This window comes from Streptomyces sp. NPDC107559, assembly GCF_055657365.1.
Map to the genome: position 1 here is coordinate 358,945 of NZ_JBVKBD010000002.1, position 15,027 is coordinate 373,971.

Consider the following 15,027-nt stretch of genomic DNA (forward strand, 5'->3'; position numbering starts at 1 on the left):
CGCGGAACGGGCGCGGTGCCAAGGCCCGACACCGAGCGCGGACCCGGCGGCACCGCACCGGGGACGAGGCGGCGCGGCCGTCCGTCACCGCGGGGGCGGGACGATGCCGCCGACCGCGCGTGCCAGTGCCGCCAACTCGCGTTCGGCGTGGTCGACCTGGCGTTGGTCCAGGGTGACGCCCAGGAGGAACGCGCCCACCGAGGTCCAGTGCACGTACACGGCGCCCTCCTGTACGTCGAGGACGAGCCGGTCCACCGGGGCGTGGCCGTGTACGGGCGGGGCGACCAGGGCGAGCGCGTCGGTGAGCCGGACGAGGTGGCCGCGCAGGCTGCGGGAGAGGTCGCGGTAGGCCGTGCGCCGGGTGCGGACGCTGACGTCGATGAACCGCGGCCCGAGCTCATGGGCGTCGAACACGTCTCCGACGCAGACCAGGGCCCAGTCGCGGTAGTAGCCCGCGTACTGGAGGTCGGTGGTGTTCACATGCGTGTGCCACAGGCTGCGCAGCCGCTCCTCGTACGCGACGTCGGGTTCGGCCGCCGTACCGAAGTCGACGTGCGGGCCGTCCGTCTCGGCCGCGCCGCGCCGGTTCGCCTTGGCTTCGGGGTCGCCGCCGGGCAACTCGTCGGGCAGCGAGTGCACTTCGGTACGGATCCGGGTGACGAGCCGGTTCATGGCGGCGTCCATGGCCGGGACGCCGTCGGGCAGGTCCGTCACCGCGGCCAGGAATTCACCGGGACGGGCCCGCCCGCCCCACAGGCCGCCGCGCGTGTTGGCGACGACTGTACGCATCAGCTCACCGGTCCCCAGCGGTCGCAGGACCGTGCCGAGATCCTGGGCGCACAGCAGCAGCCTGCTGCCGGGCAGCGCCTCGCTCTCGTCCTCGTCGCCCAGTTCGGTGACCAGGCTGCTGAGCGGGGCGCGCGGGAAGCGGAAGACGGTGAAGTCCAGGATGCCGTTGCTGTAGTGGGACAGGGAACGGATCTGGGGAGTCCGCGCGACCTCCTCCTCGCACAGGGCGGTGATCCGGCCGTGACGCTTGTCGGCCCAGTGGGACTCCTTCAGGGTGTCGGTGCGTCGGTGTGCGGGAGCTGCCACGGGTGCTCGCCTTTCGGTGGGTGAGTGCGGGCTGCTTGCGGCCGGCCGGTACCGGTTCCGATGGTGCACTACACGTCGGGCAGCTCCAGGTCGATGTCGTAGCCCGACGGCGGTGCCGAGCGGGCGGATCCGGTCGCGGTGAGCCGGGCGAGGTGCTGGCTCACCCGGCGTCCGTCGGGGCGGTGCGCCACGCCGAGGTCGCGCAGCCGGGTCAGCGCGGCCCCTGCAAGCCCGGCCGCCTCGTCGGGCCGGCCGGCGGAGGCCAGCGTGGCGGCCAGGGAGTTCTCCGCGGCGGCGACCCAGGGGTGGGCCTGGCCCAGCTTGTGGCCGAGAAGGTTCAGGGCGCCGCGGCCCACCTCCTCCGCCAGCCGCGTCTCGCCTGTCGCGCGCAGATAGACGCCGTGGCGCACCTGGCACAGGGCGGTGTACGGGTGGCCCGCGCCGAACCGCCGGGCGAGGGTGTCCCCGCACTGCCGGGCCTGCGCCTCGGCCTCGTCCGCCTTGCCGAGGGCGTGCAGGTCGGCGGCGTAACTGAACTGGCAGCGCAGGGTGTCGAACCGGTCGGGACCGAAGCGGCCGATGTAGATGCGCAGCGCCCGCTGGTCGCGCTCGTGGGCGAGTTCGTAGCCGTAGCGGGGATCCTTCACGGCCGGGAAGCCGTCCGCGAGCCGACGCTCGCTGATGGCCAGGCCCACCTCGGTGTTGAGCCGCCTGCCGTCCCAGACGTCGCCGTGGCGGCGCAGTCGCTGGCGCAGCAGGTCGTGCGCCTCCCCGGTGCGGCCGGCCGAGCGGTAGAGGTAGGCGAGCAGGTCTGCGCTCTCCCAGGCGATCTCGTCGTCCGTGCCGCCGACCGCCTGCCGGTAGCGGAAGCGTTCCTGGAGCCGGGTGAGGGCGCGGGCGACGCGTCCGGTCAGCGCCTCGGTGAGGGCCACGTTGTGCTCGACCTGGAGGGTGGCGGGATGCTTCCAGCCGAGCAGCAGCTCCAACTGCTCCAGCGCGGGGCGCAGTTGGAGCAGGGCGTCGTCGAACCGGCCGACGGCGCGCAGGGTCGCGGCGTAGGAGTCGGCGGACAGCAGGGTGCGGGGGTGGGTGGTGCCCAGCAGCCTGCGGTGTCCCCCGAGCGCCTCCTGGGCGAGGCGGCGGGAGGTGTCGTAGTCGCCGCGCAACCGGTGGGCGCGGGCGGTGAAGTTGAGCAGCCGCAGGTACTCGGGCGACTGTTCGTCGTCGTCGGCACGCCACCAGGCGCGGGCCAGCCCGGCGATCTCCAGGAGCCGGTCCAGGTCGGCGGACTCGGCGCGCCGGCTGAGCGCGCTGAGGTGGCGCAGCAGCGAGCGGCGCACCCTGGGCCGGGGGTCCTCCCACAGGCGCAGCGAGTACACCTCGCGGGCCCAGTCGGCGGGCAGTTCCTGGTTCTCCTGCGGGGCGTACTCGGCGAGGATGCCGCGCAGCACCGACTCGATGTGGCGCCGGTCGGCGTCGGCCATGCCGGCCCTGATCAGGTCGCGCAGTCCGTGGTGCTGGGCGAGGGGCTGTTCGGCGCGGTCGAAGTCGACGTCGAGGAGGCCGACCTGGGCGAGTGCCCACAGGGCGACGCTCACCATGTGTTCGTCGGGCAGCTGTACGTCGTCGGGGTGGCGGGTGCTCGCCGCGGTGACCGGCCGGTCGGCGTCGTCGTCGCGGGCCAGTTCGGACAGGATGCGGCGCGAGCGCAGCAGCTCCAGCCCCATGCCGCGGCCGGTGAGCAGGGACGCGGCGTCCAACAGCCAGCCGAGGGCGTCGCGTTCGGGGCTCTCGGCGCGCCAGGCCGCGGCTCCGGGGGTGGCCTGCGCGACCCGCCGGGCGACGCGGACCATCACCGCGAGCGGGGCCACGCCCTCGCTGTGGCGCAGCAGTTCGGTCTTGCCGGCGCGGTACTCGGCCAGCACGTCGCCGACGGCGGCGCGCAGCGCGGCGTCCGGGTTCATGTGGTCCTCGCGGCGGTGGGCCGCGACCCGCTCGGCCAGGCAGTGGGCCGCCAGCTGAAGGGCGTGCGGCACGAAGTCCACGACGCTGCCGAGCTGTCCGGCCTGCTGCTCGGTGATCTCCGGAACCCGGTCGGCGAGCAGCGCGCGGCTCTCGTCCGGGGCCATCGGGGGGATGGCCAGGGGGGTGAGGTGCGGAGGGCGGGGTTCGGGGCCGGTGCGGGGGCGGAGGGACGATGCGGGCGGATCGGCCGGAGTCCCCTGCGGCAGGTCGGCCCGGTGCTCGGCGGCCGGGACCGGGGCCGGGGCCCAGGTGCCCGGCTCGGGCTGTGGTGGCTGCCGGCTGGTGATCAGGACATGCCCGCGCTCGTGCGGTACGGGCAGCAGTCCGTGCAGGGAGGCGGGGTCGGTGACACCGTCGTAGACGAGCAGCCAGCTGCCCAGTTCGTCGTCGGGGCGCGACAGCCGGGTCAGCAGCCGGGAGACACCGGCGTCGTCGCCACCGGTGGCGAGCCGTTCCTCGGTGCCGCCCAGGCGGACGGCCAGCCGTGCGAGACCACGCTCGACGCGCTGCCGTTCCCAGGAGCGCACCCACCACACCACGTCGTAGCCGGCGCCGTAGCGATGGCACAGCTCGTGCGCGGCCTCGCTCTTGCCCCAGCCGCTGGGTCCGTGCAGCACCAGGCAGGCCCCGTCGCGGCCGGCGTCGCGCAGCGACTCGTCGATCCGGGCGAGCAGTTCGCCGCGGTCGACGAAGCCGACGCCGCGCGGGGCGACGTTGGTGGTCTCCGGCAGACGTGGGAAACGCGCCGCGGCGCGGGGGACTGCGTGCTCGGCGGCATCGAGTCCGAGTCCGGTGAAGAGCAGCCGCAGCGCCTCGTCCTCGGTGGTGTCGCGCAGGTCGATCCGCTCGTGGTGGGCGGCCTCGGCGTGCGGGAACGGCTCGTCCACCAGCACGATGCGTACGTCCGTGTGGGACAGCGCCCCGATCTGGGCGAGGAGCGTGTCGTCGGCGTCGTCGGGGGACACGAACAGCAGGGCGCCGCCGGGGTCGGGGCGTTCACCCGTGTAGGTGTCGGCGCGCCGCAGTTCGGTGCGCACCCCCTGCGCGGCGAGCCGGTCGCGCAGCCAGGCCGCCCAGGGCGCGTGCCGGGTGGAGTGCACGACGGTGACATCGGTCAGCCGCGCGGTGCGGCGGTCGCGCAGCCAGTCGGCGAGCCGCTCGTAGTAGGGGCGCAGCCCGGTGACGGTCCCGGCGTCCTCGGCCTCGACGGCGAGGCTGCGGCTGTCCTGGTACATCGGGTTGTACGGGATCTCCAGGAAGGGGATGTCGCCGCCGCCCAGGGTGCGGGCGATCGGGCCGAACTTGCGGCGCACGCGCTCGCGTGCGTTGCGCAGTCGGTCGTGGACGGCGACGTCGCTCTTGAGGCCGAGGGTGAGCAGCCGTGCGGCGCCGCCGTCGGACCGGCGCACCGTCAGGACCTCGGCGAGGGCGGCGGCTCCGTCGATGGACCAGGCGGTCATCGCGAAGCAGACGACGAGCGCGTCGGCGTACGCGGCCGGCCGGGTCGCCTCCACCGCCTCCGGTGTGTCGGGGACCGGTGCCTCGATCAGGACATGGTCGTAGGACACGGCGACGGGGTCGGCGGCGAGGGCCGCGAGCGCGGGGCCGCCGACCGTGACCGCGCGGACCTCGCCCGGTTCGGGCGGGGGCAGCGGGACGGCGGGACCGTCGGCGGTGCGGCGGCCGTTGACGAGCAGGACGCTGCGGTTGGCCTCGGCGAGGACGTCGGCGGCGTTGCGCAGGGTGGTGCTCAGACCGAGGTTCTCCGAGGTCGCGAGGAAGACGGCGAAAGGACCTGGGCGGTCGAGGGGGTTGACGTCTGACATGACCTCTCCGCTCGGCGCGGCGCTACAGGGACGACGACAGGTAGGGCGGATACGGCGGGTGCCGCCGGTGCGACGGCGGACGCGACGGCAGGGACGGTGACCGGAGCGATGACCGAAGCGGACAGAACCAACCGGAAATGCCAACAAAACGGACACGCGTGGAGGTCAGTATAGGGCTGCTCCGCGCACCGGGCGGTCATGCGCTTTCTTGGTGCCCGGTGACGAACGGATCGCCCTCCGCGCAGCCCGCGTACACCCGGCGCACCACGGCGCCGAGCACGGAGTCCGGCAGGGCGGCGAGGTCGTCGGGCGCGAGCGCGGCCAGGTCCAGAACGGCGGACTCCACGTCGGGCACCGGCTCGGCGCCCCCGCCGGCCCGGGCCTCACCGGGGGTGACGCCTTCGGCTGCTGCCATGGTGTCCACTCCATGAGGTCTCGTGGACCGCCGCAACGGCCCGCCGGGCGCCGGCCGGTCCGGCAGGCTACGGGAATGCCGTTTCAGCGTAACGCCGAGGCCCGCTCCGGCGGCAGCGGCCGGAGCGCACCGGACGAGGACAACTGACCTCCGCAGGAGCCCCGTTGACTAATTCGTGATGTTGACGCTGACCGCACCGCGAACGAATACTGGTCGAACAGAGTGCGCCGCCGACCGTGCCGGGCCTGGTTCGCTGCGTACGCCTTCGGGGGGAAGCGGATGAGTCGACCGCCACTGCTCCATGCCGAGCCGCCCTGGCCGAGGGACGCCGACATGGCGGCCTCGCGGGCCGCGGGCTGGGTGCCGTACCCGTTCCACTCCTTCGTCCTGAAGGTGCACAGCCGCTGCGATCTCGCCTGCGACTACTGCTACATGTACCGTTCCCACGACCAGAGTTGGCGCGCCCAGCCACGCAGCATGAGCCCGGCGACACTGGCCCGCACCGCCGAACGCATCGCCGCCCACCTGTCCGCGCACGGCACGACGGAGGCGGGTGTGGTGCTCCACGGCGGCGAGCCACTGCTCGTCGGGGACGCTGAACTCGCCCGTACCGTAAGAGTGTTGCGCGAGACGCTCGGCGAGGGAATACGCCTGCACCTGTCGTTGCAGACGAACGGGGTACGGCTCACCCGGCAACGCCTGGACCTGTGCGGCGAGTTGGGACTGCGCATCGGGGTGAGCACCGACGGCGGACGGGCCGCGCACGACCGGCACCGGCGGAGCGCGGACGGCCGGGGCAGCCACGGCCGGGTGCGGACGGCGTTGCGCCTGCTCGCCGAGGACGCCTACCGCCCGCTGTTCGCCGCGCTGTTGTGCACGATCGACCTGCGCAACGACCCGGTGCGCACCTACGAGGACCTCCTCGCCCACCGGCCGCCGGCCGTCGACTTCCTTCTCCCGCTGGGCAACTGGCACACCCCGCCGCCGGGACTGGACCCCGCCGGGCGGCGCACCCCGTACGCGGACTGGCTGTGGGCCGTCTTCGAGCGCTGGTACGGCGCCCCGGCCGGGGAGACCCGGGTGCGGCTCCTGGACGACCTGCTCGCGCTGCTGCTCGGCGCCACTCCGCAGACGGAGTCGCTCGGCCTGTCCCCCGTGCGCTACGCGGTGGTGGAGACGGACGGCTCCCTCGCCCAGGACGACGCCCTGCGCACCGCGTACGAGGGCGCCACCCGCACCGGTCTCGACGTCCGCGACCACTCCTTCGACGACCTCCTGCGCCATCCGGGCGTCGCGGCGCGCCAGTGGGGGGCCGCCGGCCTGTGCGCCCGGTGCCGTGCCTGCCCGCTGCACCGCGTGTGCGGCGGCGGCCACTACGCGACGCGTTACCGGCGTGACACGGGATTCGCCAACCCGAGTGTGTACTGCGCCGAACTCACCGAACTGATCGGCCGCGTGAGACACCGCCTGCAGACCGACCTGACGGCCACCGGCACCTCGAGCGCATCGGGCGCGTCAGGCACCTCGGCCGCATCGGGCGCGTCAGGCGCGTCGGCCGCATCGGGCGCGTCAGGCACCTCGGCCGCATCGGGCGCGTCAGGCACCTCGGCCGCATCGGGCGCGTCAGGCACCTCGGCCGCATCGGGCGCGTCAGGCGCGTCGGGCGCGTCGGGCGCGGGAGCGGCATGACGCCGTCTCCGCACCGGATGCCGGGCGCGCTGTTCGACGCGGTCGCCGCGGGCGCCGGCGGGGCCGAGGCCCTGCGGTTCCTGGCCCGCGCCGAGCACAGCCGCCGCCTGGCCTGCGCGTACGCCGTCACGGCCGCGGCCCGGGAGACCGGGGGCCAGGTGGCCGAGGAGGCAGCACGGGCCTGGGAGTTGCTCGCCGCCGCCACCCGCGCCGATCCCGGGGCGACGGCGGCCGTGCTGACCCACCCGGCGGCGGGGCCCGCCCTGTTCGGGCTGCTCGCCCGACTGACCGGACGGCAGGAGCAGGACCGGCAGGCACTCCGGGCGCCGCTCGGCCGCTACACGGCGCTGGCCGCGGCCGCCACGGTACGCGCGGGGCTGGCGGCGCGGGTGGAGTGGCCGGTGGAGGGGGCCTGGGTGGCCCTGCCGTCGCTCGGCCGGGCCCACTTCCCGGCCGCCCGCCGCGGAGGGCAGGCCGTGCTGCGCGTCGACACGTCCGGCCGGGCCCTGCTCTCCCTGACCGGCCGGTCCCCCGGCGACCCTCCGGTGCCGGTACCGGCGTCCCCCTACCGCAGCGAAGGCCGCTGGCACGGCGCGTACCTGCTGGAGACCCTGGCCCCGGGCACCCCGCTGCTGCTGGACGTCCTGGACCAGCCCGGCTTCCCGAACGCGGTGCGCCGCCCCGACGGCCTGGACGCCGACGAGATCCACCACTGGGTGACGGCGGCCCGGGAGGCCTGCGAACTGCTCCGGGCGGACCATCCGGACCTGTACGAGGAACTGGCCGCGGGTCCGCGCCAGTTGGTGCCCCTGACCGGCACCGGCCAGGGAACCGCCAGCGGCAGCAGCGCGGAGACGTTCGGGTGCGTGGCGATGTCCCGGCCGACGACGGCGACGGGATTCGCGGCGACGATGACGCACGAGATGCAGCACAACAAGTTCTCCGCCCTGCTGCACCTGTTCGACCTGCTGGAGCCCGGCCCGGAAAGCTTCTACGCCCCCTGGCGCCCCGACCCGCGCCCCCTGCTCGGCCTGTTCCACGGGGCCTACGCCCATCTGGGCGTGGCCTGCTTCTGGGCCCGGCGGGGCGAGACGGAACCCGACCCGGGGCTGCGCACGGAGGCCCATGTGCAGTTCGCGCGCTGGCGGTCGGCGGCCCGGGAGGCGACGCTGGTGACCCTGGGCTCGGGCCGGCTCACCCCGCTGGGGCGGCGCGTCGCCGACCAAATGCTCCACACCCTGGACGGCCTGTGCCGTCTGCCGGTCCCCGCCGCCGCCCGCCACCGCGCCGAGGCGACGGCCCGCGCGCACCACGCCGCCTGGCGGGAGCGGAACGGGAACCCGGAGCGGACGCTGTCGGCCTGAACCGTACGGCCCGGGAAAACGGCGGATGCCGGGGAGGCGGGCCGGGACGGCCCGCCTCGGCGGAGGTCAGCTGTTGGCGTTGAGGACGGGGTAGTAGCCGCTGGAGTGACCGGCGGCGGTGGGGTGGTAGGACTCCCAGCTCGGCGAGACCACCAGGGAGTGCAGATAGTCGTCGCCGGAGCACAGTTCATGGTTGTTGAAGGTGCCGCGGACGTCGCCGAAGACGAAGCCGTGCGCGGCGGCACGGGCGGCGATGACGCTGTCGATGACGTCGGAGGCCTCGTCGATCTTGCGGTGCTTGGTGTCGCTGAGACCGACGCAGAAGACGTTGAGCGTATACATGTGCGGGTAACCGAGAACGACCACCTTGGCGTTGGGGGCCTTGGCGCGGATGGCGTTGTAGGTGGCGTCCAGGCGGGCGGGGAGGGTGTTCTGGGCGTAGGTCTCGGCCTGGGCGACCCGGTTGACACAGGTGGTGTCCGAACCGGTCACGCAGGTGGTCATGACGTCGGCGAAGCCCGCGTCATTGCCGCCGATGGTGAGGGAGACGAGGCCCGTGGAGGAGTTCAGCGGGCCGAGCTGATTGTTCGTCACGTCCGTGGTGACCGCACCTGAGCAGGAAGTGTCGGCGAACGAGGACGGTGCGTGGGCGTTCTTCCACAGATACGGGTAGGCGCTGAGGCTGCGGTGGCAGTCTCCGCTCGAACTGTCGTAGTTGCCTGCGCCGTTGCCGGCCGAGTAGGAGTCCCCCAGTGCGACGTAGGCCGGTCCGGCAGCTTGTGCCGGACCGGTCAGCACCAGGCTGAACATGATCGCGAGGGCGAGTGTGGCGAGGGCGGAAAGCGATCTGACGCGTCTCACGAGACCTCCCTGAGCGGGAAAGCTGGCCCTCATTTGGTACAGCAGGCAACCAACTCGGGGAAGTGTCCATGACAAAACTAGTTGCTTCGTTAACATCACGTTTCACGCCACGGGGGCACGGGCAGGCGCGAAGGGCGGGGAAAGCGCGGCCTGATGCACGCGCAAAGCCGAAGCCCAGCCGGTCATCGCCGGGCTCGTCGACACACGTTCGGCACCCACGGCGCGGCGGTCGGGACATCCGGACCCGGGTCCGCGCCGGCGAGCATTCGCCTCGCTGAACTCTCATAGGAACGAGGCCCGTTGCAGGCGGCCGTCGCCCTGCACGCGTACGACCGGGGCGAGTTGGGCGCATGCAAGGATCGGCAGCCCACTCAGGGCGCGCCGGCCGAAGCCTTCGGGTCGACCTTGCCCCATGCGCGCGGCCGCCGCCGGGGACAGCCCGGCCCGGCACCCTCCCCCCTGGACACCGGCTCCCCGCGTCGCACCCGACCCAAGGGCATGACCGCTCGACCGCTCCCCACCGTCCGGAAAGGCGACCCACGGCAAGCGGGCGGGGGCGAGGTCCGTCGCGGCGGCGCGAAGACGCGCGGCCCGCCTGCCGCACCCCCGCTCGACCCGCAGGCCACCGCGAGCACGGACGGACGGGCCCCGTCACGGAGCGGCTCCACCCGGGCACCGGAGCACGAGCAATGTGAGGGGCGTCACGAATGCAAATAATTCATGGTTCAACCTCTTGCTTGGAAATATCTAGCTCGAGAGATTCATTGATGTGAGAGTCCCAGCCGGGGCGGACCCCCGTCCCGGCGCGACACCGAGGAGGCCGCGATGCCGGCATCCAGGAACCGACAGCAGGGACTGCTTGCACGGATCCGCCGGCTCTTCGGCCGGCCCATCCCCCGACACGCCAGAGGCGCGTCCCTGTCCCTAACGGAAGAAGAGGAACCCGTCATGTTCAACCCCGCCAACGTCAAGGCCGCCCCCAGCCCGGATCTGCTGACCCCGGACAACTCGGTGATGCTGTTCGTCGACCACCAGCCCCAGATGTTCTTCGGAACCGGCAGCGGCGACCGCACCAAGATCATCAACGCCACCGTGGGTCTGGCCAAGGCAGCCAAGGCGTTCGCCGTCCCGGTGGTGCTGACCACCGTGGCCGCCGAGTCGTTCTCCGGCCCCCTGCTGCCGCAGCTCGCCGAGGTCTTCCCGGGTCAGGAGATCATCGACCGCACCACGATGAACGCCTGGGAGGACAACGCGGTCGTCGAGGCGATCAAGGCCACCGGCCGCAGGAAGATCGTCATCTCCGGGCTGTGGACCGAGGTGTGCATCGTGCTCCCGGTGCTCTCCGCGCTCGGACAGGGCTACGAGGTCTACGTGGTGGCCGACGCCTCCGGCGGTGTCACCCCGCAGGCTCACGAGCACGCCATCGAGCGGATGGTCAGCGCCGGTGCGGTGCCGGTGACCTGGATCCAGGTACTGCTCGAACTGCAGCGCGACTGGGCCCGTACGGAGACCTACCTCCCCGTGATGGAGATCGTCAAGGAGCACGGCGGCGCCTACGGCCTCGGCGTCGTCTACGCCCAGTCCGTCATCGGCGCCCACGCCGCGGGTTGACCGCCGGGTCGCCGGCCCGAGGACACCCCGCCCCGGGCCGGCCCCGGCCCGCCGCCCGATACCTCCAGGGGCCACGCCCCCAAGGAACGACAGTGAACCTCCATCATTCCTCGGCGCCCGGCACGCCGGGCGGGCCTGAACCACTGCTGCCACCCCTGCTGACCGTGACGGCGGTGAGCGGCCTCATCGACGCGGTCAGCTATCTGGGACTGGGCCATGTCTTCACGGCGAACATGACCGGGAACGTGGTCATCATCGGCTTCGCCGCCGTCGGCGTCCCCGGCTTCTCGGTGCTCGGCTCGCTGGTGTCGCTGGCCGCCTTCCTGGTCGGGGCGGGGATCGCCGGCCGTCTGGAGACCGCGATGCGCCACCGCACGCGACCGAGCAGGCTGCGCCGCGTCCTGATGCTGGAGACGGTACTGCTGGCCGTGGCCACCGCCGTCGCCTTCGCCGCGGGCCATGCGGTTCACGCGCTCATCGCCCTGATCGCACTGGCCATGGGCCTGCGCAACGGGACGGTCCGCAAGCTCGCCGTGCCGGACATGACCACGACGGTGATGACGCTGACCCTGACCGGACTGGCGTCCGACTCGACCTGGGCAGGCGGTGCCAACCCCCGGGCCGGCCGCCGGCTGGCCTCGGTGCTGGCGATGCTGGCCGGCGCACTCGGCGGAGCCGTACTCGTGCAGCACACGGGGCTCGGCTGGCCCCTGCTGGCCAGCACGCTCGGTACCGCTGCGGCCGTCACGGCCGTGCCCCGCGGCTCGTCCGCCGGCTGACTCGAACCCGGCCGTCACTCCCCCCTGCCGCCCCACCTGCCGCTTCTCCCCCACAGCCCTTTCGGGATCCCTTGCCCCCTTCACCCCTTTGGGGATTCCGCTCATTGGAGATGATTTCCATGGCCACTATGCCAGTGGCTGGCCTCCCCCCGGTCAGCGACGACCACGTCGCCGACCTCGTGGTCCGCAACGCCAAGATCTACACCGGCGACCCGGTGCACCCGCAGGCCAGTGCCGTCGCCGTCAAGGACGGCAGGATCACCGTGGTCGGTGACGACAAGGACATCGCCCCGCTGATCAGCGCCGGGACCCGGGTGGTCGACGCGCTGGGCCGCCGCGTCGTCCCCGGCCTCAACGACTCCCACCTGCACGTGATCCGCGGCGGTCTGAACTACGTCCTGGAACTGCGCTGGGACGGTGTGCCCACGCTGCGCCAGGCCCTGGCGATGCTGCGCGAGCAGGCCGCCCGCACACCCAAGGGGCAGTGGGTCAGGGTGGTCGGCGGGTGGTCGGCGGACCAGTTCGCCGAAAAGCGCCTGCCGACCCTGGCCGAGCTGAACGCGGCCGCGCCGGACACACCGGTGTTCGTCCTGCACCTGTACCAGTCCGCCCTGATGAACCGAGCGGCGCTGAAGGCGGCCGGCTACACCAGGACCACCCCCGATCCCCGGGGCGGCCAGATCGTGCGCGGCCGGGACGGAGAGCCGACCGGCATGCTCCTGGCCGCGCCCAGCGCGCTGATCCTTTACTCCACCCTCGCCGCGGCGCCGACCCTGCAGGGTGAGGACCTGAAGACCTCCACCCGGCACTTCCTGCGCGAGCTGAACCGGTTCGGCCTCACCTCGGCCATCGACGCGGCCGGGGGCTTCCAGAACTTCCCCGACAACTACGGCACCGTGATCGACCTCGCCGAAGCGGGCCAGCTGTCGCTGCGCATCGCCTACCACCTCTTCCCGCAGACCCCGGGACAGGAGATCGACGACCTCAAGCGCTGGATCGGCATGGTCCGGCCCGGAGACGGCGACGAATGGCTCCGGCTCAACGGCGCCGGAGAGAACCTGACCTGGTCGGCGGCCGACTTCGAGAACTTCACCGAGCCCCGCCCCGAACTGGCCACGGGCTACGAGGAGGACTTCGAGCAGGCCGTGCGGCTGCTGATGGCGAACGGCTGGGGCTTCCGCCTGCACGCCACCTACGACGAGACGATCCGCCGCGACCTCGCGGTCTTCGAGAAGCTCGCCGCCGAGGGCCTCTTCCCCGCCGGCAACCGCTGGCTGTTCGACCACGCGGAGACCGTCTCCCACGGCAGCCTCGACCGCATCGCCGCGCTCGGCGGCGCCCTGTCGGTCCAGAACCGCATGTCCTTCCAGGGCGAGGCGTTCGTGCGCCGCTACGGCGCCGCGGCCGCCGCCGAGGCGCCGCCGGTGCGCGCCATGCTGGAGCGCGGCCTGACCGTCGGTGCCGGCACGGACGCGACCCGGGTGTCCTCCTACAACCCGTGGGTCGCCCTGCACTGGCTGGTCTCGGGCCGCACCGTCGGCGATCTCACGATCCACCCGCCGGAGAACCGCGTCAGCCGGGAGACCGCACTGGCCATGTACACCCGGGCCGGCGCCGAGCTCACCGGCGAGCAGGACGTCAAGGGCATGCTCAAGCCCGGCTTCTACGGCGACCTCACCGTCCTCTCCGACGACTTCTTCTCCGTTCCGGAACGGGACATCCCGCACATCGAGTCCCTCCTCACCGTCACCGGCGGCCGCATCGTCTATGCCGCCGGCGAGTACGAGGGCCTGGACGAGGCCATACCGGCGATCAGCCCGGCATGGAGCCCGGTCGCCCACTACGGGGGCTATCAGGCCACCGTCAAACCCGGCATCTCCGGCGCCCGGCAGGCCGAACTGCTCGGCCAGGCCGTCGCCGAGTCCGAACAGCACCGGGCCTGGCGCGCGCAGCGCGGCTTCGCCCCGGAGGCTCCGACCGAGATCTTCGACACCTGCTTCGTGCTGTAGCGCACGGCACCCGAGGAGAGTGTGATGAACACCGGACTGCTCATCCTGCGGCTGGTCACCGGCCTGCTGTTCGTCGGGCACGGAATCCAGAAGGTCAGCCACCGCCTCGGAGGCCACGGCATCGAGGGGGGAGCGGCGGAGTTCCGGGCGGACGGGTTCCGTGGCGGCCGGCTCACCGCGGCCGCCGCGGGGCTCGGCCAGATCACCGCCGGTCTGCTGCTCGGCGCGGGAGCACTGACCCCTCTGGCCGCCGCCGTCGCAGCCGGCGTCATGACGGTCGCGGCCACGGTGAAGTGGCGCAACGGGCTCTGGGTGCAGCACGACGGCTACGAATACCCGCTCGTCCTGATCATCCTGCCGGCGGTGCTGACGCTCACCGGACCCGGCCGGTGGTCGGCCGACCGGGCCCTCGGGCTGCTTCCCTGGGCCCCCTGGTGGGCCGCCGCGGCCGTCGGCCTCGGCGTGGTGAGCGGGCTGACGACCCGCGCCGTGCTCGCCCGGCCCATCCCTGGTCACTGAGCCATCAGGAACATTCGCGCCGCCGGTGCGTTGGGACTGGTATGGAGCGAGAAGCGCGGGACCGGCGGCGGGCGGTGGTGTCGCCCGCCGCGGACGGTGGTGTCGGCCGAGGCGGTGACCCGGGCGTCGACCGTGAGCTGCTCGGCTGGTGGATGCTGGTCATGGAGGGTTTCCACGCCGTCCAGGACGTACTCGTCAGCAAGCTGGCCGAGCAGTTCAACCTGAGTCGAGGCTCCGCCGAGGTGCTGGTGCGCCTGCTCACCGCCCCCAAGCAGCGGATGCCGATGACGCGCCTGGCGCTCGAGACCCGCATGTCCAGCGGTGGGTTCACCAAGGTTGCCGACCGGCTCTGCGCGGCCGGTCTGACTCGACGTATGACCTGCGCCGAGGACCGGCGCCTCGTCTACCTGGAACTCACCGACCAGGGCAGCGAGACCGCGCGGGTCATCTCCCAGGCGGTGACGGAGGTCCTGCGCGCCCGCGTCCTCGCCCCTCTCGGACGCGACGGTGCGGGCCGGCTCGCCGAGACCATGCGCGCACTGCACGACGCCGACGACGCTCCCGGGAAGTGAGGGCGGCATCCACAACGCCCCCGCTTCCTAAGCCGGTTGACGCCTTCGGAGCGTGCGCTGCCGTACCGGCTGCTCGACCACGACCATAGTCACGGCCACAGTCACGGCCCCCACCACGAGGGGCAGGATCGAACCGACCGGCCCACCCACCCGGTCGGGCGCCCGTCGGCGCTTCCGTGCCGCCCCGACGAGCAGGGTGATCCGCCCGGCGCACAGGACGACCACTCCCCCGGGCGGTCCGCCGTGGCACGCACGCGCGTTT

General features: G+C 73.1%; 11 protein-coding genes. 7 read left to right on the forward strand and 4 right to left on the reverse strand.

The features are described 5' to 3' along the window. Positions 1-84: 84 nt before the first annotated feature. The 3 genes from ACZ7OY_RS08290 to fxsA form a co-directional block, all read right to left on the reverse strand. Positions 85-1,095, reverse strand: a complete 1,011-nt coding sequence (locus tag ACZ7OY_RS08290) for a hypothetical protein (RefSeq protein ID WP_471910647.1) — start codon at positions 1,093-1,095, stop codon at positions 85-87. A 68-nt stretch (positions 1,096-1,163) separates the two neighbouring features. Next, positions 1,164-4,946: an FxSxx-COOH system tetratricopeptide repeat protein gene (gene fxsT / locus ACZ7OY_RS08295; RefSeq protein ID WP_471910648.1), complete on the reverse strand. Its 3,783-nt coding sequence runs from the start codon at positions 4,944-4,946 to the stop codon at positions 1,164-1,166. 196 nt (positions 4,947-5,142) lie between these two features. Next, positions 5,143-5,361, reverse strand: a complete 219-nt coding sequence (gene fxsA / locus ACZ7OY_RS08300; RefSeq protein ID WP_351599876.1) for an FxSxx-COOH cyclophane-containing RiPP peptide — start codon at positions 5,359-5,361, stop codon at positions 5,143-5,145. A 279-nt stretch (positions 5,362-5,640) separates the two neighbouring features. Here fxsA and ACZ7OY_RS08305 point away from each other — a divergent pair, with 279 nt between their 5' ends. Together ACZ7OY_RS08305 and ACZ7OY_RS08310 are read left to right on the forward strand one after the other, a co-directional pair. Next, a complete protein-coding gene (locus tag ACZ7OY_RS08305) occupies positions 5,641-7,050 on the forward strand; it encodes an FxsB family cyclophane-forming radical SAM/SPASM peptide maturase (protein WP_471910649.1) in 1,410 nt (469 codons plus the stop codon). Then, complete coding sequence (locus ACZ7OY_RS08310; protein ID WP_471910650.1) at positions 7,047-8,414, forward strand: aKG-HExxH-type peptide beta-hydroxylase; 1,368 nt, start codon at positions 7,047-7,049, stop codon at positions 8,412-8,414. Before ACZ7OY_RS08305 ends, ACZ7OY_RS08310 begins: the two co-directional genes overlap by 4 nt. A gap of 66 nt (positions 8,415-8,480) precedes the next feature. On the opposite strand, the gene ACZ7OY_RS08315 is transcribed toward ACZ7OY_RS08310, so the two are convergent. Next, complete coding sequence (locus ACZ7OY_RS08315) at positions 8,481-9,275, reverse strand: SGNH/GDSL hydrolase family protein (protein WP_471910651.1); 795 nt, start codon at positions 9,273-9,275, stop codon at positions 8,481-8,483. 948 nt (positions 9,276-10,223) lie between these two features. On the opposite strand from ACZ7OY_RS08315, the gene ACZ7OY_RS08320 reads away from it, so the two are divergent. The 5 genes from ACZ7OY_RS08320 (at position 10,224) to ACZ7OY_RS08340 (ending at position 14,765) form a co-directional block, all read left to right on the forward strand. Further along, on the forward strand, positions 10,224-10,886 hold the full coding sequence (locus ACZ7OY_RS08320) for a hydrolase (protein ID WP_471910652.1): 663 nt from the start codon (positions 10,224-10,226) through the stop codon (positions 10,884-10,886). A gap of 92 nt (positions 10,887-10,978) precedes the next feature. Then, complete coding sequence (locus tag ACZ7OY_RS08325) at positions 10,979-11,665, forward strand: YoaK family protein (RefSeq protein ID WP_471910653.1); 687 nt, start codon at positions 10,979-10,981, stop codon at positions 11,663-11,665. A gap of 119 nt (positions 11,666-11,784) precedes the next feature. Continuing rightward, a complete protein-coding gene (locus tag ACZ7OY_RS08330; RefSeq protein ID WP_471910654.1) occupies positions 11,785-13,674 on the forward strand; it encodes an amidohydrolase in 1,890 nt (629 codons plus the stop codon). A gap of 24 nt (positions 13,675-13,698) precedes the next feature. Beyond that, entirely contained in the window at positions 13,699-14,193 is a 495-nt protein-coding gene (locus ACZ7OY_RS08335; protein ID WP_471910655.1) for a DoxX family protein, read from the forward strand. A 41-nt stretch (positions 14,194-14,234) separates the two neighbouring features. Further along, positions 14,235-14,765, forward strand: a complete 531-nt coding sequence (locus ACZ7OY_RS08340; RefSeq protein ID WP_471910656.1) for a MarR family winged helix-turn-helix transcriptional regulator — start codon at positions 14,235-14,237, stop codon at positions 14,763-14,765. The last annotated feature ends 262 nt before the right edge of the window (positions 14,766-15,027 follow it).

Excerpts from the sequence above, each read along its gene's own strand:
- ACZ7OY_RS08330 (WP_471910654.1), top strand. The coding sequence starts at position 11,785 with ATGGCCACTATGCCAGTGGCTGGCCTCCCCCCGGTCAGCGACGACCAC.
- ACZ7OY_RS08320 (WP_471910652.1), top strand. The coding sequence starts at position 10,224 with ATGTTCAACCCCGCCAACGTCAAGGCCGCCCCCAGCCCGGATCTGCTG.
- ACZ7OY_RS08310 (WP_471910650.1), top strand. The coding sequence starts at position 7,047 with ATGACGCCGTCTCCGCACCGGATGCCGGGCGCGCTGTTCGACGCGGTC.
- ACZ7OY_RS08340 (WP_471910656.1), top strand. The coding sequence starts at position 14,235 with ATGGAGCGAGAAGCGCGGGACCGGCGGCGGGCGGTGGTGTCGCCCGCC.
- ACZ7OY_RS08305 (WP_471910649.1), top strand. The coding sequence starts at position 5,641 with ATGAGTCGACCGCCACTGCTCCATGCCGAGCCGCCCTGGCCGAGGGAC.
- ACZ7OY_RS08335 (WP_471910655.1), top strand. The coding sequence starts at position 13,699 with ATGAACACCGGACTGCTCATCCTGCGGCTGGTCACCGGCCTGCTGTTC.
- fxsA (WP_351599876.1), bottom strand. The coding sequence starts at position 5,361 with ATGGCAGCAGCCGAAGGCGTCACCCCCGGTGAGGCCCGGGCCGGCGGG.
- fxsT (WP_471910648.1), bottom strand. The coding sequence starts at position 4,946 with ATGTCAGACGTCAACCCCCTCGACCGCCCAGGTCCTTTCGCCGTCTTC.